16 protein-coding genes and 1 pseudogene are annotated in these 16,531 nt (G+C 69.9%); 7 read left to right on the top strand and 10 right to left on the bottom strand.

All coding sequences use genetic code 11. The features are described from left to right. Positions 1 to 50: 50 nt before the first annotated feature. A complete protein-coding gene (locus ACH4TP_RS09395; protein ID WP_398436748.1) occupies positions 51 to 1,259 on the bottom strand; it encodes a M20 family metallopeptidase in 1,209 nt (402 codons plus the stop codon). Between the two features lie 101 nt (positions 1,260 to 1,360). On the opposite strand from ACH4TP_RS09395, the gene ACH4TP_RS09390 reads away from it, so the two are divergent. After that, complete coding sequence (locus ACH4TP_RS09390; RefSeq protein ID WP_398436745.1) at positions 1,361 to 2,401, top strand: Lrp/AsnC family transcriptional regulator; 1,041 nt, start codon at positions 1,361 to 1,363, stop codon at positions 2,399 to 2,401. A gap of 298 nt (positions 2,402 to 2,699) precedes the next feature. On the opposite strand, the gene ACH4TP_RS09385 is transcribed toward ACH4TP_RS09390, so the two are convergent. From ACH4TP_RS09385 to ACH4TP_RS09375, 3 genes are all read right to left on the bottom strand, one after another. After that, positions 2,700 to 4,046: an MFS transporter gene (locus tag ACH4TP_RS09385; protein WP_398436743.1), complete on the bottom strand. Its 1,347-nt coding sequence runs from the start codon at positions 4,044 to 4,046 to the stop codon at positions 2,700 to 2,702. Positions 4,047 to 4,159: 113 nt separating this feature from the next. After that, a complete protein-coding gene (locus ACH4TP_RS09380; protein WP_398436741.1) occupies positions 4,160 to 5,926 on the bottom strand; it encodes a sulfatase in 1,767 nt (588 codons plus the stop codon). Then, positions 5,923 to 7,530, bottom strand: a complete 1,608-nt coding sequence (locus tag ACH4TP_RS09375) for a sulfatase (RefSeq protein ID WP_398436740.1) — start codon at positions 7,528 to 7,530, stop codon at positions 5,923 to 5,925. The genes ACH4TP_RS09380 and ACH4TP_RS09375 overlap by 4 nt, the downstream gene beginning before the upstream one ends. A 287-nt stretch (positions 7,531 to 7,817) precedes the next feature. Between ACH4TP_RS09375 and ACH4TP_RS09370 the strand changes: the two genes are divergently transcribed. Both ACH4TP_RS09370 and ACH4TP_RS09365 read left to right on the top strand, forming a co-directional pair. Next, positions 7,818 to 8,870 carry a formylglycine-generating enzyme family protein gene (locus tag ACH4TP_RS09370; protein WP_398436738.1) on the top strand — a complete coding sequence of 351 codons (1,053 nt, stop codon included), beginning with the start codon at positions 7,818 to 7,820 and terminating at the stop codon, positions 8,868 to 8,870. Between the two features lie 8 nt (positions 8,871 to 8,878). Further along, the gene (locus ACH4TP_RS09365) at positions 8,879 to 9,502 is read left to right on the top strand and encodes a PadR family transcriptional regulator (RefSeq protein WP_398436736.1); all 624 of its coding nucleotides are present in this window, start codon (positions 8,879 to 8,881) and stop codon (positions 9,500 to 9,502) included. Here ACH4TP_RS09365 and ACH4TP_RS09360 read toward each other — a convergent pair whose 3' ends face one another. The 4 genes from ACH4TP_RS09360 to ACH4TP_RS09345 all read right to left on the bottom strand — a co-directional run bounded on the left by ACH4TP_RS09360 (position 9,503) and on the right by ACH4TP_RS09345 (position 11,738). Further along, complete coding sequence (locus tag ACH4TP_RS09360) at positions 9,503 to 9,637, bottom strand: hypothetical protein (protein WP_398436734.1); 135 nt, start codon at positions 9,635 to 9,637, stop codon at positions 9,503 to 9,505. Continuing rightward, entirely contained in the window at positions 9,634 to 10,638 is a 1,005-nt protein-coding gene (locus tag ACH4TP_RS09355; protein WP_398436732.1) for an NADP-dependent oxidoreductase, read from the bottom strand. Before ACH4TP_RS09355 ends, ACH4TP_RS09360 begins: the two co-directional genes overlap by 4 nt. Positions 10,639 to 10,760: 122 nt before the next feature. Continuing rightward, positions 10,761 to 11,015 carry a hypothetical protein gene (locus tag ACH4TP_RS09350; protein ID WP_398436731.1) on the bottom strand — a complete coding sequence of 85 codons (255 nt, stop codon included), beginning with the start codon at positions 11,013 to 11,015 and terminating at the stop codon, positions 10,761 to 10,763. Positions 11,016 to 11,051: 36 nt separating this feature from the next. After that, positions 11,052 to 11,738, bottom strand: coding sequence for an SDR family oxidoreductase (locus tag ACH4TP_RS09345; RefSeq protein WP_328940875.1), 687 nt, complete (start codon positions 11,736 to 11,738; stop codon positions 11,052 to 11,054). 112 nt (positions 11,739 to 11,850) lie between these two features. Between ACH4TP_RS09345 and ACH4TP_RS09340 the strand changes: the two genes are divergently transcribed. The 4 genes from ACH4TP_RS09340 (at position 11,851) to ACH4TP_RS09325 (ending at position 14,404) form a co-directional block, all read left to right on the top strand. Then, positions 11,851 to 12,414, top strand: a complete 564-nt coding sequence (locus ACH4TP_RS09340) for a TetR/AcrR family transcriptional regulator (protein ID WP_398436730.1) — start codon at positions 11,851 to 11,853, stop codon at positions 12,412 to 12,414. A gap of 204 nt (positions 12,415 to 12,618) precedes the next feature. Further along, positions 12,619 to 12,975 carry a PRC-barrel domain-containing protein gene (locus ACH4TP_RS09335; RefSeq protein ID WP_328940873.1) on the top strand — a complete coding sequence of 119 codons (357 nt, stop codon included), beginning with the start codon at positions 12,619 to 12,621 and terminating at the stop codon, positions 12,973 to 12,975. 31 nt (positions 12,976 to 13,006) lie between these two features. After that, complete coding sequence (locus ACH4TP_RS09330; protein WP_362252838.1) at positions 13,007 to 13,174, top strand: hypothetical protein; 168 nt, start codon at positions 13,007 to 13,009, stop codon at positions 13,172 to 13,174. Positions 13,175 to 13,486: 312 nt separating this feature from the next. After that, complete coding sequence (locus ACH4TP_RS09325; protein WP_398436729.1) at positions 13,487 to 14,404, top strand: DUF1206 domain-containing protein; 918 nt, start codon at positions 13,487 to 13,489, stop codon at positions 14,402 to 14,404. Here the strand turns inward: ACH4TP_RS09325 and ACH4TP_RS09320 are convergent. Further along, entirely contained in the window at positions 14,372 to 15,547 is a 1,176-nt protein-coding gene (locus tag ACH4TP_RS09320; protein ID WP_398436728.1) for a GDSL-type esterase/lipase family protein, read from the bottom strand. The two genes, ACH4TP_RS09325 and ACH4TP_RS09320, sit on opposite strands and share 33 nt — an antisense overlap. A gap of 350 nt (positions 15,548 to 15,897) precedes the next feature. Next, positions 15,898 to 16,035 (bottom strand): annotated as a pseudogene (locus tag ACH4TP_RS09315) (SUMF1/EgtB/PvdO family nonheme iron enzyme); the annotation flags it as partial. Between the last annotated feature and the right edge of the window lie 496 nt (positions 16,036 to 16,531).

The raw sequence follows: 16,531 nt of genomic DNA, 5'->3' as shown, positions 1-16,531 counted from the left end.
CGGGGCGCAGTGTGGATGAGCTGCGTCCGGCGGGGCTGCGGGAAGTGCGGTCAGGAGGCGGCGGGTGTCGCCTTCGCCAGGCGGCGCAGGGCGAGTTCGGCGTAGAGCGCGGCTCCGTCACCGAGCACGCTGTCGTCGAAGACGGCCAAGGGCGAGTGGTTGTACGGGGCGCGCTGCACCTCCCGGTCAGGCGGACAGGCGCCCAGGACCACGAACGCGCCGGGGACCTCGTCCAGCACCCGGGAGAAGTCCTCCGATCCGGTGGCCGGCCGGGGCGCCCACGCGTAGCGCTCCTCTCCGTGCACCTCCGCCACCACGTCGGCGACGAACTCCGCCTCGGCCGGGTCGTTGACGGTGAGGGGGTACAACTCGGCGAAGTCCACCTCGACATCGAGACCGTGGGCGGCCGCGATGCCCCGGCACACCTGCGCGGCGCCGTCCTTGATCCGGCCGTGCGACGACGCGGAGAACGACCGTACGGTCGCCGTGAACCGGGCCTCGTCGGGAATGACGTTGCCGGCCGTGCCCGCGTGGAAGGCGCCCACGGTCAGCACCACGGGGTCGAAGGGATCGAACCTCCGGCTGATGAAGGTCTGCAGCGCGGTGACCATCTCGCACGCCGCCGGTACGGGGTCGTTGGCCAGGTGCGGCATCGAACCGTGGCCTCCCGCCCCGCGGACGGTCACGCGAAGGCTGTCGGAAGACGCCAGGACCGGGCCCCGGCGGGTCGCGAACAGCCCGCTCGGCTGGCCCGCCGACGTCACGTGCAGTGCGTAGGCAGCCACCGGTCGTTCACCGGAGGCGTCCAGGACCCCTTCGGCGAGCATGTGGCCGGCCCCGTCCTGCCCCTCCTCGCCGGGCTGGAACATGAAGACCACATCGCCCGCGAGCTCGTCCCGGCGGGCGGAGAGGAGCTGTGCCGCGCCGGCGAGCATGGATGTGTGCAGGTCGTGACCGCAGGCGTGCATGATCCCGTCCGTGCGGGAGGCGTACGTGAGATCCGCGCGTTCGGTGACGGGCAGTGCGTCCATGTCGGCGCGCAGGAGCACCGTGGGGCCGGGACGAGCGCCCCGCAGGACCGCGGTGACGGAGGTCAGCCGGTTCCCCGTGGTGACCTCCAGCGGCAGTCCGTCCAGGGCGGCCAGGACCTTGTCCCGCGTACGCGGCAACTCCAGGCCCAGTTCGGGCTCCCCATGAAGCGCCCGCCGCAGGCGGATCAGATCACCCTGCACACTCCGTGCGTCCTCGCGCACCGACACCGGCATCCCCTTTCACTGACGTTCACCTCGCTGTCGCTCGGTTGCCAGCGATGATGGATACTCGGCACTCACTCCCCTCGAAAACGCAGGATCTTTCTTCCATGCCTGATCGTTTGCAGGAATCTGCACATCTGGACGAGCTCGACCTCAGCCTGGTCAACACGCTGCAGATCGACCCCCGAGCCCCCTGGTCGCGCATCGGGCGGGCACTCGACCTGGATCCCGTCACCGTGGCCCGACGCTGGTCCCGGCTGACCGGGACGGGCGTCGCGTGGATCACGGCACAGCCCGGGCGCGCACAGATCTCCCAGGGCTGCCTGGCCTTCGTCGAAGTGGACTGTCAGGCCGGCCGTGCGCTCGACGTGGCCAACACCCTCGCGCAGTGGCCCCACGTCCTGACAGTGGATCACACCAGCGGCGGCCGGGACCTCCTGCTCACGGTGTCGATGCCCACGCTTCCCGCGCTCTCCGTATACGTGCTGGAACGTCTGGGAACGCTCCCCGGAATCAGCGCCACCCGCACCCAGCTCGGCACCCATGTCTTCACGCACGCCACCGACTGGCGCCTGCGTGCGCTCGACCCCCGCCAGCGGGCACGCATCACCGCCGAGCGGCCGGCCAGGTCGCCGTCGACGCCCCAGACGCTCACCGCGAGGGACCGCCTCCTCGCCGTGCGCCTCGGGACCGAAGGACGTACCTCGCTCACGGACCTCGCGGAGGAACTGGGCGTAGGGATCACCACCGTACGCAAGCGGCTCGCCCTCCTCATCGCCAACGAGGACCTGGAACTGCGCTGCGAGGTCGCCCAGCCCCTGTGCGGCTGGCCGATCTCCACCACGATCTGGGCCCAGGCCCAGATCGACGACCGCGACGCCCTGAACAGACTCCTGGCCGCCGTCCCCGAGATCCGGGCGTGCATCGGTCTCGCCGGGGGCACGGCGAACCTCCTCATCAGTGTCTGGCTCCGTTCCCTTCCCGACATCCGCGGCCTTGAGGCCCGCCTCACCAGCGCACTGCCTCAGCTGAAGGTGCTCGACCAGGCGGTCTCCCTGCGCTTCGTGAAGCGCATGGGCCGCATCCTCGACCCGGCCGGCCGCAGTGTGAGCACCGTCCCCATGGACATCTGGTCCGAGCCTTCCTGAGGCGTCGGATCAGGCGTGTGCGCGGCGGACTCGCGGACGGCCCGGTTGACGTGCTCCGGCTCCTCGATGTTGCTGACATGGCCCGTGCCGGGGAGAACGACGAGCGTGGCGTCCGCAATCGCCTCCTGGAACGTCCTGACCAGAGCCGAACGGCGACGACGGAGTTCCCGTACGACGGTCCCGCCCCAGGAGAGACCTGCGACGTGTGCGGGGCCGAGCCGCAGATCGTCGATCTCCGGTCACCTCCGGAAGCGGCTCCCGCTCCGGAAGCGGACGGGAGCGTCCGCTCCGTCCCGGTCTATCCGGCGAGAGCCGCCTGCCGCCGGCTTTCGAGCGCCTGCTGGACGCGGGCCACATCGGTGGCGTAGGTGCGGTAGAGCAAGGTGAGGAAGGCGCCGTTGACGAGCACGAGTCCGACGAGGACCCACAGGAACACCGCGCGCAGTCCGAAGGCGTCGCCGAGGAAGCCGGCTCCGAGGCTGAACGCGGCGATGGCGACGGCCTCGAAGACGCTGAGGTAGATGGCGAAGGCGGCGCCGCGGAGTTCGGGAAGCGTCACAGCCATGATCATGGGTCGGTTGACCACCGGGTTGACGCCCTGGACGAGGCCCATGAGGGAGAAGAAGACGGCGAACACACCGATCCCGCCCCAGTCGAGCTGGGTGCCGAAGAAGGCCACTGCCGCGAAGGCGAACTGAGCGGTCTGGAGAATGACCACGAGGCCGTGGCGCGGGTTGCGGCGGACGGCCCAGTCGGCGAGGAAGCCGCCGAGCACGGTGCCGGTGAAGAAGCCGATGCCCATGGGGAAGAGGACGACGGAGGCGACCTGGGTGCTGAATCCGTAGACGTCCACCAGGAAGATCACACCGAACATCGCGGCGAGAAGTTGCCCCGACAGGAGTCGGGAGACGAGCAGGACCACCAGGCTCGGGATCCGGAAGAGCGCGGTCACCTGCTTCATGGTGACCTTGGTATGGGCCTCGCGGGTCCGTCGGTCGAGGCCGGCGAGCTGGTGCTCGGACGCGCCTCTGCCCGGGTCGCGCATCCAGATCAACAGGGCGACACCGCACAGGACGTTGACGGCGCCGATGCCCCACAGGCCCCAGCGCCAGCCGTCGTCGAACGCGGCGAGCTGTCCCTTCAGGGTGGCGAAGAGGGATGCGGCGAGGTTGATGACGCCGTACAGCATGCCGACGGCACGTCCCCGGGACTCGCTGTCGAAGAGGTCCCCCAGGATTTCCGTGGCGAGAGGTCCGGAGGCGGCGTACCCGGCGGCGAGGATGGTGATCAGGATGAGGAGCTGGGTGAAGTTCTGGGCGAAGCCCGCGGCTATGCCCCACACTCCCCAGAACCCGGTGGCCAGGACGAGGACGCCCTTGCGGGACCAGTGCTGGGCGACCCACACCCAGAACGGGCCGGCGAACACGCCGACGATCCGGCCCGCGGCGGTCAGGACGCCGAGCGCGCCGAGCGAGACTCCGAGCGAGTGGCGGATCACCGGGAACAGCCCGCTGATCAGACTCGCCTCGGTGTTCTCGACGAGCATGGTGCCGCCGAGCAGGGACAGCTGGCGCCAGCGGCCCTTCACGAGGACGGCCTTTCTCTCCTTCGTCGTGCCGACGGGTGCCTCGGTAAGATCGGGCAAGACGCCACCTCTTCTTCGTCTCGTTCTTCGCTGGATGGGCGGGGAGGAAAGGCTGGCCGGTGACGGGGTAGCCGCCCCGTCACCGGCGTTCATCTGTGGTCCGAGACCGGCTCTCAGAGTTGCGCGAGTTCCTCGGCGACCAGGCGCAGCCGGTGGGGCGGGATCATTCCGCCCGACATCGCGGCGATGTCGATGAGCGGGGTCGGCCCCAGGAACTGCAGGAGTTCCGAGTCGGCGATCCCCGGCAGGTGCCGCTTGAGCACCTCCAGAGCCACCGGATCGCCGATCAGCGTCGCGACCGGCGTTCGCAGCGAGAGCCGCCCCTCGGGATACTCCTCGGCGCGAGGCAGGGGCACCGCCGCCCGCCGGGCCTGGTCCCGCTGCGCCCGTACGAGGAGGTGCGCGCCGGTCACCGGACCCTCGGCGGGCAGGCCGAGACGTTCGTACTGACTGGGCGGAGCCTCCGTATCCCGCATGAGCTCCACCAGCAGCGTCGCGAGCCGCAGCTCCACCTCGTCGTCGACGAGCGGGTCCAACTGCTCGGGGTCGTTCTCCAGGTCGAAGAGCAGGCTGCCGTGGTGGTACGGATTGACGAAGGTGCGGCCGGCCGTACGCAAGGTGCGGAGGCCCTTGGTGAAGCCGAACGGCTCGGCCAGCTCCACGTCGGCGAGTTCGGCGGGGGTGAAGCGGCCGCGCATGTGCGTCGGCATCAACGTGTGCTCCTGCAGCGGGGCGTTGCCGGGGGAGACGGGTGCGCGCATGTAGACGTACCGGCCGTCGGTGATGTTCACGTGACCGCCGTGGATGCCGAAGAGGCCGGCCTCGCGTACGGGGTCGTCCGCGACGGAGACGGGCAGCGGTGCGCCCTGCATGTCGGCCGGGCGCTCGACGCCGAAGTACTCCAGGAGGGTGGGGGCGAGGTCGATGGTCTGCACGAGGGTGTCGCGCCGCTCGCCCGCGCCGCCGGAGCGCGGGTCCCAGACGAACAGCGGCAGATGGACCAGCTCGTTGTACCAGGGCTGGACGCCCTTGCCCCACCAACCCTTCTCACCGAGCAGCAGACCGTGGTCGGTGTTGACGATCAGGAGCGTGTCGTCCCACAGTCCGTACTCGTCCATGGCGTCCAGGACCCGGCCCAGGGAGTGGTCGCACATGGAGAGGAGGGCGGCGTACTCGTAACCGGCGTGCGCGACCTGCTCGTCCGTCTCCACCACCTGCTTGTAGTCGGGCCAGTCGAAGTGCGGCCCGTCGTACGCATGCGGGTAGAGGTCCTTGTAGCGCTGGTGGGAGAAGAACGGCTCGTGCGGGTCGAAGGTCTCGATTTGGACGAACCACCGGTCCGCGTCCTTGTTGGTGCGGAGGAACTCCAGGCCGGCGTCGAAGGTGAGGGTCTGCGGATGCCGGTCCTCGGTCGCCATGTGCGGCCGGTTCACCCAGTCCTGCCGGTATACGGCCGAGCGCATCCGCTTCAGGTCCTCGGGCATCTCCGGATCGGCCACCTGACCCTTCCACGGATCGCCTTCCTGCCCGCGGAAGAACTCCCAGGAGTTGTAGCGGCCGTGGTAGGTGGCGCCGCCGTCCTCCCAGTAGTGCGGGTGGTCGCTGGCCAGATGGGTGTACACGCCGTTCTGCTTGAGCAGTTCGGGCATCGAGTCGTCGAAGGGCTCCAGCGGTCCCCAGCTGCGGTGCAGGAAGTTGTAGCGCCCCGTGTGCAGTTCGCGGCGGGCCGGCATGCACGGCATCGACCCCGCGTACGCCTTGTCGAAGGTCACCGTCCGCTCGGCGAGGCGCGCGAAGTTCGGGGCGTGCGTCCAGTCCCCTCCGTACGGCGGCAGCATGCGCCGATTGAGACTGTCGAACATCACCATGATCGCCCTCATCGGACGGACTTCCCTTCTGTCGCCTCTGCTGTCGCCGTCTTCGTGGCGCGTTCCTGGAAGATCTCCATCCAGCGCCCGAAGAGCTCCGCGGAACGCGGTGGCGCCGGTGCGTGCCAGGGAACCGGCACCGAGGCACGGGGTACGGCCAGACGCTGTTCCAGGTCCTCGGCCAGGTGGGACCGGCCGGTGTCGCGCAGATGCCGGGCGTACCGGGTGGGATCCGCGTAGTAGACGGGCCCGGCCTGGAGATTGCTCAGCATCGGATCAGGCAGGCAGCCGGGGCGGCCGGCGTGCTCGTGCCACCACTCGGCCAGGTGGGAGCGCATCGTCCCGGCGAGAGCGGGCTCCTCGTCCAGGAGGTCACGCGTCAGGTACGGATCGTCGGTGACGTCGTACAGCTGCTCCCAGGCCGTCTTGAAGCACCCCGGGTGATAGGTGCGGACGTAGAGGTGGTCGCGGGTGCGGACGGCACGCTGGTAGGTGTGGGCGCCGTGGCCGAGGACCAGGTACGGCCGGGAGTCGGTCTCCTCGCCGCGTACCGCGCCCGCGAAGGAGGCGCCCTGCCAGCCCTCGGGCGCGTCGAGGCCGAGCAGGTCGCACAGGGTGGGCGCAAGGTCGATGTTGTACAGGAGGTCGTCGTTGCGGCGGGCCTCGGCCGGAAGGGTGTCGGTGACCCCGGGCCAGTACACGACGAGGGGGATCCGCTGGACGGACTCCGTGGCCAGCCCGTGTTCCGCGTACATGCCGTGCTCGCCGAACGCCTCGCCGTGGTCGGCACTGACGACGATCGCCGTCTCGCCCGCGATGCCCAGTTCCTCCAGGGTGGCCAGGAGCCGGCCGAAGTGGTGGTCCCAGTAGGCGATGGCGCCGTCGAAGCCGTTGATCAGGTGCTCGAAGTCGGCGCGGGAGCGTATCGCGTCGGGCATGTTGTGCGGCACGGGCGAGGTGCCGCCGCCTCCGGTGAGCGAGTAGTGCAGGTCCAGGGCGCTGCGGGGGCCGTAGATCTCGGCGTGCTCCCGGATCGTCTGCTCGTCCGGCCAGGGCTGCACAGGGGCGGAGGCCGCCATGCGTTCGGTCCACTCGGCGGGCTGGGTGTAGTCGGTGTGCGGGTCCCAGTAGGTGAGGTGGAGGTACCAGTCGTCGTCCTCGGCGTGCCTGCGGATCCAGCCGAGGGCGGCGCGGTTGACGTCGGCGGCGTCCTCGTCGCCCCAGTTGCCGGTGGCGCGGACGGACTCGCGGAAGTTGCCGTGGAACCAGTACGCGCGGTGACGTTCGGCGAAGACGGAGACGGCCGCGGTGTAGTAGCCGTCGAGCTGGAGGCGTTGGCCGAGGAGCGGCCGGTCGGGTTCGGGGCCGTGGCCGGAGTCGAGCCGGAACTGCGCGTCGGCGCCGTAGTGGCCGATCACGCCGTTCGTGATCCCGAACTGTCCGCTGGTCAGAGCGGTCCGGGACGGCAGGCAGGGCGAGTCGGAGCAGTAGTAGCGGTCGAAGACCACCGACTTGTCGGCGAGCTTCTGGAGGTGAGGCGTGGTGGGCCGGTGGTAGCCGTACGGGGTGGTGTGGTCGGCCCGCAGGGTGTCGACGTCCACATAGATGATGCGCAAGGTGAACTCCGGGGGGAAAAAGGCGGGAGCCGCATGCGGCCGGCATCCGATGAGCGCTCGAGGAGATATGTGCGCCAGCAGCTATGCCCCTCAGGTTTCAGGGCTGTTGCCGAAGGTGTCAAGATGTCGCACCGCAGTTCTCGCACTTGAAATATTCCCGCATCACTCCGCTGCTTGCGTTCTCTGACGGAGAGGTCGCCAACCTCTCAGGCTTGCCGGTTCATGAGTTCTCGCGTACATATGAAGGCGTCCCGGAGCCGCAGCCGGGGAGCGAGGAGAAGTCGGCCATGGACAGCTGTTGCACCCCGGGCCGCACGGCCGTGCACACGACACTCCTGCCGGTGCCGTCCGTACCCACCCCGCCCGCCGCTCGGCCGGAGAGCCGGTCGAAAGGGGCGGAGGGGGCGGAGTTCGTGGCCCTTCCCGGTGGGGAGTTCTTGATGGGCGACTGCTTCGGCGAGGGATACCCGTCGGACGGGGAGCAGCCCGTGCACCGGGTGGAGCTGGCCCCCTTCGCCATCGCCGCCACCGCGGTCACCAACGCCCAGTTCGCCGCGTTCGCCGCCGCGACCGGCCACCGCACGGACGCCGAGCGCTACGGCTCGTCCGCCGTCTTCCACCTCGCCCTGCGCGCCCGCGCCCGGGACGTCCTGGGGCGCGCTCCCCGTACCCCGTGGTGGCTCGACGTCGCCGGCGCCGACTGGGCCCACCCCGCCGGACCGCTCTCCCACTGGGAGGAGATCCCTGACCATCCCGTCGTGCACGTGTCCTGGGACGACGCCGTCGCCTACTGCCGCTGGGCCGGTGCCCGCCTGCCCAGCGAGGCCGAATGGGAGTACGCGGCCAGGGGCGGACACCGCGGCCGCCGCTATCCCTGGGGCGACACGCTCACCCCTGACGGCGAGGACCGGTGCAACATCTGGCACGGCACCTTCCCCACCCACAACACCCTGAGCGACGGCCACCTCACCACAGCGCCCGTACGTTCCTACCCGCCCAACGAACACGGCCTGTACGAGACGGCCGGCAACGTCTGGGAGTGGTGCGCCGACTGGTTCTCCCCGGCCTACTACCGTCGCTCGCCCCGGCACAACCCGCTCGGCCCGCGCACCGGTACCGCGCGTGTCACCCGGGGCGGCTCCTACCTCTGCCACGACAGCTACTGCAACCGCTACCGGCTCGCCGCCCGCTCCGCCAACACCCCCGAGTCCTCCGCCGGCAACTGCGGCTTCCGGATCGCCCGCGACCTCACCGAGGACATTCGGCCCGGCACGGCGGACGGGCCCCGGTGGGCTGCCCCGACCAGCCCCCATCAGCAGCCCCCGACCCCTCTCCGCTGAGGACCGCCATGCGTCTGGAACACGTCATTCTCGGCCTGCTCGCCCTGCGCCCGCTCTCGGGCTACGACATGCGCAAGTGGATGGACGGCCCGGGCAAGTACCTCGGCTACGGCGTGCAGCTGCCCCAGATCTACCGTGTCCTGCCCCGCCTCGTGGCCAACGGGTGGGCGGAGTTCGAGGTCGACCCCCGTGACGGCAAACCCGACGCCAAGGTCTACCGGCTCACCGACGCCGGCCGCGACGAACTCCTGGCCTGGGCCCGCGCACCGTACGAACCGTTTCCACGCCCCATGGACCCCGACTTCAAACTCCGGTTCCTCTTCGCCGGACAGCTCGGCCCCGAGCTCACCGTCGAAATCCTCCGCACCGAACTCGACTACCGACTCGCCCGACTCCGCGAACCCGGATGGATGGACTTCACCACCATCCCATTGGACCCGGTCCCCGAGATCGACCTCGCGTGGGCACGCGCCATTCAGCTCTCGGCCCACGAATTCGGCTACAGCAGCACCGCCGCGTACATCGCGTGGCTTCAGCTCACCCTCGCCAAGGCGGAGGTCGCGGCAGGCCAGGCCCCGAGCAGAGCCCCCTACCGCGGTCGCGCAGCCATTGGCGAGCAGGGCGGCTCCTGATCAGCACATGAGGCGTGGGTCCCAGTCGTCCAGGACCGCGGCCAGGTGGTGGGGGAGGATCAGCGGTACGCCGACCTGCGGGCCGAGCTGCCGGTAGACGAAGTCGACGCCGCGCACGGACACGGAACGGGTCACGCCATCGTGACGACGACCTTGCCGGCCTTGGCGCGGCCCTTCTCGACGTACTCCATGGCTTCCCGGGTCTGATTGAACGGGAAGACTCGGTCGACGACGGGACGGATCTTTCCTGCTTCGATGAGCGCAGTGAGTTTGCGCAGCTGGTCGCCGCCGGCCTTCATGAACAGGAACGAGTACGTCACGTGGCGGCGCTTGGCGCGGCGCCGGGTCTTGAAGCTCAGCGCGCTCATCGCCAGCCGGAGGATCGCGTTGGCGTCCAGCTCGCGGGCGAAGGCGGCGTCGGGAGGGCCTGCGACGCTGATGACCTTCCCGCCGGGCTTGAGTACCTGCAGGGACTTCTCGAGCGTCTCGCCGCCGAGGCTGTCCAGGACGACGTCGTAGTCGTGGAGGACCGTCTCGAAGTCCTGCTTCTTGTAGTCGACGACGATGTCCGCGCCGAGGTCCTTTACCAGGTCGACCTTGGCCGTGCTCGCGGTGGCGGCCACGTGCGCGCCCAGCGCCTTCGCCAGCTGGACGGCGATGGTGCCCAGGCCGCCGGAGCCCGCGTGGATCAGGACCTTCTGGCCTGGCTGCACGTGCGCCCGTTCGACCAGGGCCTGCCAGGAGGTGAGGGCGACCAGGGGGAGTGACGCGGCTTCCTCCATGGTGAGGGTGGCCGGTTTGATCGCCAGGTCGTCCTGGTGGACGGCGATGAGTTCGGCGAACGTGCCGATGCGGTCCTGGTCGGGCCGGGCGTAGACCTCGTCGCCCACCGCGAACCGTGTGACGGCCGATCCGACCTGGACCACCGTCCCGGCGAGGTCGTTGCCCAGGATGAGCGGGAGACGGTACGGCAGGATCGCCTTGAGGTCCCCGTCGCGGATCTTGAGGTCCAGCGGGTTGACGCTCGCCGCGTGGATCCGGACCATAACGTCGTCGGCGCCCACCTGCGGGTCGGGCATATCGGCGGCGCGGACACCGGCCTTGTCGTCGTACCGCTCGATCATGAAGGTCTTCATCGTCGTCTCCGTTGCCCGTCCGCATGGGGCGGGATCCCTGTCTCTCCTGGGCTTCTCCCAGTACGAGACATTTCGTGGCACTTGCTTCAGCTCCTCGGGGCCCCTCGCCGATGCAGGAGGTGTCATCTCACCGGCGCGGCCGGGGCGATGAGGCGGCTGGTGTCGCCTCCCTGGATGCCGCTCAGGGATCCGGTGATCGCCTCGTGAGGAACTTCGAGGGGCACCGCGCTGACCTCCGACAGCCGGGCGAACTGCTGCGGCGTCAGGTGGACGTCGAGCGCGCCCAGGTAGTGGTCGAGCTGGGTGAGATCGCGGCCCGATGACCGGGCTGTCCGGTCCGGCGTCCGAAGGTCGTGTAACGCATCAGGTGTCCTCACAGAGGGGGTTGGCAGGGGAAGGGGGCGGGACGTGTCTCACGCCGCATTCGGTGAAGAGGCCAGGCTCTGCCTGACGTACCGGGTGGTCTCGTCGGCGAGGATCTCGGGCAGTCCCGTCTCGATGCCGTGCAGGGCCTGTGCGGCGACGTCGGCGGGGTCGGCTTTCTGATCGGCGGGAACGCCTGCTGCCATGTCGGTGTCCATGTATCCGACGTGCAGCGCCGAGACGGTGATGCCGCGGGGTGCCAGTTCCTCCCGGGTCGCGTCGGTCAGGGCCCATGCCGCGGCCTTGGCCGCGGCGTAGGACCCGAGGTCGGCCGGGTGCAGCCAGGACAGGACGGACAGGACGTTGAGCACGGCGCCGCCGCCGTTGCCCTCGATGACGGGGGCGAAGGCCCGCGTTACGGCGAGCGGACCGAAGAAGTTCGTCTCCATCTCCAGGCGTACCGCGTCCAGGCCTCCCGCGATCAGCGGCGTGGCGGTGGAGATGCCCGCGTTGTTCACCAGCAGCGTCGCGTCGGACGCGGTGCGGGCCGCGGCCCTGATCGACTCCTCGTCCGTCACGTCCAGCCGCAGCGGGATGACGCCGGGCAGGTCCACCGTCTCGGGGCGGCGGGCCGCCGCGTACACCGTCGCTCCGCGCTCCACGAGCTGTGCGGCCAGCTGTCGCCCGAGCCCCCGGTTGGCGCCGGTGACCACCGCGACCGCGTCCTTCAGTTCCATGCCTACTCCCAACGTTGCGGGCATCGAGCGACCCGCGCTAATTAGATTACGGTTGCAATCTAACTCTCGGACTATGATAGATGTCAAACGACATCCAATTGGGAGGTGGCTGATGGGCCGCGTATCGCAGGCTCAAGCGGAGGAGAACCGCCGACGGGTCGTGGAAACCGCCTCCCGGCTGTTCCGGGAGCAGGGCACCCACGTCAGCGTCGCCGACCTCATGAAGGCGTCCGGCCTGACCCACGGCGGCTTCTACAAGCAGTTCGCCTCCAAGGAGGCACTCATCGACGAAGCCACTGCCCATGCATTCGACGAACTCACCCGGCTCCGCAACGACGGACTCGAGCAGCATGCTGGGCAGCGTGACGCCGCCCAGCAGGAGTTGATCGACACCTACCTCTCCATCGAGCACCGCGATAGGGCAGCGGACGGGTGTCCCGCCGCCGCACTCGCCGGCGACATGGCGCGCGAACCCGGAGATCGCGAGGCCCGCCGTGTTTACACCGAGGGAGTGAGTGACTTCGCCGAGTGGCTCGCCACCGAGGGCGGCCAGGACGGCATCACGCGACTGTGCACGATGGTCGGCGCACTCGTCCTGGCCCGGGCCACCAAGGGCTCCCCGCTCTCCGAGGAGATCCTCACCACCGCGCGCACGGCATTGACGGAAACCAACTGATCAGGGACACGGTGCCGGGCGGTACGCCGCAGGAACGTACCGGCCCGCCAGGAGCAACAGCTGTCCACGCGGCCGCCGCCTGGCGGCCCGAGGAACGGCATCGGAGGCCGGAAGCGGCTGCGCTGGTGTCGGAGGCGGAGAGGAGTCAGGCTGGGAGGGGTGAGCAGGCCACATCGGGCATGTACACGGCCGAAGGGGCTCAGGATGATCGGGATGGCGGATATCCGTGAGTGGCGTACCCACGACGTGCTCGACGCCGGAGGGCACAGGATCGGAGTGCTGGAGGCCGTCTACGTGGACACCAGCACCGACGAGCCGGCCATGGTCACGGTCCAGATCGGCCTGCCCACCCGCCACCGTCTGGTCTTCGTCCCGCTGGACGGGGCGATCGTCGGGCCGGGCTATGTGAAGGTCGCCCACGACAAGGCGCTGGTGAAGGACTGCCCTTCGATCGGCATGGACGATGTGCTGCCCTTCGAGGACGAGGAAGCCGTCTTCCAGCACTACGGCCTGCCCTACCAGCCGGGGCCGAACGGCGAGCGGCAGTTGGCCCGCCGCTGAGCTGCCCCGCCCGACCGAGGAGGTGTCCGTCGTGACTCTCTTTCTGGCCGTGCTCGTCGTCGCGATGGTCTTGGGCATCATCGGCGCCACCGCCGAAGGGCTGCTCTACCTGCTGATCATCGGTATCGTCCTGCTCGCCGCGGACATCGTCTACTTCGGCCTGCGCCTGCGACACTCCTCACGCCGCCCCCTTCGCTGAGGTGCGCGGTGATGGGGGTGCCGTTGCGCTGGTGACACCCGCTCTTCCTCACATCCCAGGAGTGATCATGATCCCTGTTTCCAGGGTAGGTCCGGCCCTCGGGTGGTGACTTCCGGGACGGGACAGCCCTACCGTGGAGAGAACAGACGGAGAAATCGCGCCCTGGGACCGAAGACCCGCGGTGACCGGACCAGGGCCGGTACGAAACAGGCGTGGGCGGAGGTCAAGGACGCCGTCGAACACTGACCACCGTGTCCGCCCCGCTCTACGGGTGCGCTGTTCGGTTCTATCCGGCACGTGGAGGTGCCAGATATGGCCATCAGGAAGGGCGACAGTGTCGCCCAGCCCAAGTCCCGGGGCCTGCGCCTGGCTGACAGCCGTGCCGTGGAGGTCGCGTCCAGGGTCGGGCTCTGTGCCCGGGGAGTGATCTACGTGCTGGTGGGGATTCTGGCCGTGCGGATCGGCCTCGGCAACGACAGCGGCCAGGAGGCCGACCGGTCCGGCGCGGTGGAGACCCTCGGCGAGCAGCCGTTCGGCCGGGTGCTGCTGTGGGCGCTGGTGGTGGGGCTGGCGGCGATGGCGCTGTGGCGGCTGTCGGAGGCCGTGTTCGGGCAGACGGGGGAAGGCGGGGACAAGTGGACGCGTCGCCTGGGTTCTCTGGGGTTGGCGGTGTTCTACACCGTGATCTGTATCGGTGTGGTGCAGACGGCGCTGGCCGGTGGATCCTCCGGGGGCCGCCCTGGCGACGAGACGTCGAAGGAGTACACCGCGAGGGTGCTGAACTGGCCGGGTGGGCGAGTGATCGTCGGGGTGTTCGGGGCTGTTCTGGTCATCGTGGGCGTGGTGATCCTGGTGCGCGGCCTGATGCGGAAGTTCGAGAAGAATCTCCGGACGGACGAGATGAGCTCGGCGACGCGGCGGGTCGTCGCGGTGCTGGGAACCGTCGGCGGAGTGGCGTGCGGCGCGCTCGCGGCGGTGGCCGGCCTGTTCGTCCTGCTGGCCGCGGTGCGGTTCGACCCCAGCGAGGCCAAGGGCCTGGACGAGGCGTTGCGTTCGTTCGCCGAAACCCCCGCCGGGCCCGTACTCCTGATCGCCGCCGCGGTGGGCCTCGTGCTGTTCGGCCTCTACTCGTTCTGCGAAGCCCGCTGGCGCAAAGCCGCTGAGCACGGGGATCCGGCAGAACGGCCGACCGGGGCTTCAACCTCGGGGCCACGCCCCAACGCGTCCTAGAAAGGCGAACCTGTCCACCGCCCCGGGCCATTGGTCTCCGTTCGGGGCGGTTGCGGCGCGCGATCCGCCGTGCGCGGGACAGGGGGTGCAGGCGTACTCGGAGTCCGGACGCGGTCCCGCCTTCGGCGCCCGGCGGTTCCGGTATCCCAGCCCGTGCGGGCCTGGACGGGGAGATCGAGCAGGCCGCGGAGCGTGCCACTGACCCGGCGGAGCGTCAGCGGCCGAAGGACAAGCCCGCCGGATCGAGGAGCAGGGCACGAGGGAGAGCGAGCGGGGCCGCGGGGACGCCGCTCCCATGTGACTGGCCTGTACCGGTACCGGCCGGTGTCTGCCCACGCGATCCTCTCCGCGTGAGGGAGAAACCGGCCGGTGTTGTGTGCAGCGTGGAGTGGTGACGAGCGGCTCAGTGGGCCGGGCGGCGGCTCGCCACGGAGCACACACCGAGGCTCGGATCAGGCGGCGGCCTGGAGGGCGGGCAGGTAGGCCCCCGACTGGCCGGCCGCGTTGGGGTGGAAGGACTGTCCGATGGGCCAGTTGAGGGCATGGAGCCAGGGGGGCGGCGTCGCACAGCTGGTGGCTCGTGAAGCGGTCGGCGACGTCTTCGTGGACGAAGCCGCTGTGCTGGGCGACCTCGTCGCGGATCACGTTGTTGAGGGCGTCGGCTCCCTTGTTGAGCGCGGTGCGCTTGGTGGCGCTGATGCCGGGGCAGGCGGGGACGGTGAGGTCGTAGAACCTGGGGTAGCCGAGGATGACGACGCGGGCCTGTGGGGCGCGGGCGCGGACGGCGTCGTACACGGTGTCGAGCTTGCCGGGGAGCTCGGTGCGCGCGGTGGTCTCGGCGGTGGCGACGGCATCCAGGCAGGCGCTGTCGCTGCCGAACAGGCAGGTCGCCATGACCGTGCCGAGCCCGATGTCGTTGCCACCGATGGTCATGCTGACCAGCGTGGTGGTGCTGTCCAGCGGACTCAGCTGGTTGGCCAGGACGTCGGTGGTCTTCGCGGCGCCGCACGCCAGGAAGGCGAAGGTGTCGGGGGTGGTGAGCCGGGCGTAGAGGTAGGGGTAGGAGTTGACGCTCTGGTTGCAGTCGTTGAGGTAGGTGGTGGAGGAACCGCCGCCGGCGGAGTAGGAGTCACCGAGGGCCACGTAATGGACGCCTGCGGTGGGGGCGGCGAGGGCGGAACCGGTGGTGTGAGGCAGAGGGCCGCCGTCGTCAGCGCGGCGAGGACGGTGGCGAGGGCACGGACGCGGGGTCTGGGCATGCCGAAGATGCGGCTCTTGCGCATGACGGTCTCCGGGTGGGTGGGTGCGGGTGAGATGTGTTCAGGCGCTGCGGGCACAGCGGAATCCGGCGTGGCCCCTGGTGCTGTCGGGGTGATCACGGTGCGGGCGGCGCCCCGGCGCAGGGCCGCGGGCAGGAATCCGGCGAACACGTAGGACCAGCCGAAGCGTTCGGCCTCGGTGACGTGCCCTGTGTCGTCGACGAACCGCGCGAAGGCGTCGTTGGTGACGGCGCAGACGTCGATCAGGAACGGCTTCAGCCGCACCGACCTCACCGGCCCCTCGCCGTCGGAGGGAAAGCCTTCCGTGTCGTCCGTGCCCGTGAGAAACGTGCCGCCGGGCAGCAGCACCATGCCGTCAGCCGGGGGTCGTGGCGGGGCCGCGGTGAGGAGAGCAGCGGCAGAAGGGCGTCGGAACCGCCGCGCGACCGTACCGGCGCACAGCAGGCGGCGAGCGCATCGGGGGCGTGTCCCGCAGTCTCGTCGCCCGGTTCTCGCGCGGGGGAGTCCAGCTTCATGAAGGGGTGTGTCGGCTGGTGACGGGGCGGCCACCCCGTCACCAGCCACCTCTTGGGCCACGCTCCGGTCCAGCTCGGGCAGCGGGTCCTGGAACCGGTGGACCTTCGCGTCCGGCCGTCCCTCCCGAGGGTCGACCTCGATCTCCACCCAGCCGACGTCCGCCATCCGGCCGAACACCGGTAGATCTGGCTGTGGTGGGCCCGCGACCGCAGGCCCTTCCGTCTCCACCCATCGCCCCAGGTCGAAACCGCTCCGGGGGCGCCCGGCGAGCAACGCGGGCAGCACGCACTCGAACTTCACCATCTGCGGCCCACCCTCTATGTGCACTGTC

Source organism: Streptomyces sp. NPDC021012, assembly GCF_044333355.1.
Lineage (GTDB): Bacteria > Actinomycetota > Actinomycetes > Streptomycetales > Streptomycetaceae > Streptomyces.
The sequence above is the reverse complement of the archived record's forward strand: the minus strand, read 5'-3'. Positions and strand labels throughout refer to the sequence as shown.

What these genes read in the sequence shown, in the direction of transcription:
- ACH4TP_RS09345 (WP_328940875.1), bottom strand. Translation starts at nt 11,738, where the DNA reads ATGGAACTGAAGGACGCGGTCGCGGTGGTCACCGGCGCCAACCGGGGG.
- ACH4TP_RS09390 (WP_398436745.1), top strand. Translation starts at nt 1,361, where the DNA reads ATGCCTGATCGTTTGCAGGAATCTGCACATCTGGACGAGCTCGACCTC.
- ACH4TP_RS09335 (WP_328940873.1), top strand. Translation starts at nt 12,619, where the DNA reads ATGATCGGGATGGCGGATATCCGTGAGTGGCGTACCCACGACGTGCTC.
- ACH4TP_RS09370 (WP_398436738.1), top strand. Translation starts at nt 7,818, where the DNA reads ATGGACAGCTGTTGCACCCCGGGCCGCACGGCCGTGCACACGACACTC.
- ACH4TP_RS09365 (WP_398436736.1), top strand. Translation starts at nt 8,879, where the DNA reads ATGCGTCTGGAACACGTCATTCTCGGCCTGCTCGCCCTGCGCCCGCTC.
- ACH4TP_RS09380 (WP_398436741.1), bottom strand. Translation starts at nt 5,926, where the DNA reads ATGAGGGCGATCATGGTGATGTTCGACAGTCTCAATCGGCGCATGCTG.
- ACH4TP_RS09325 (WP_398436729.1), top strand. Translation starts at nt 13,487, where the DNA reads ATGGCCATCAGGAAGGGCGACAGTGTCGCCCAGCCCAAGTCCCGGGGC.
- ACH4TP_RS09340 (WP_398436730.1), top strand. Translation starts at nt 11,851, where the DNA reads ATGGGCCGCGTATCGCAGGCTCAAGCGGAGGAGAACCGCCGACGGGTC.
- ACH4TP_RS09355 (WP_398436732.1), bottom strand. Translation starts at nt 10,638, where the DNA reads ATGAAGACCTTCATGATCGAGCGGTACGACGACAAGGCCGGTGTCCGC.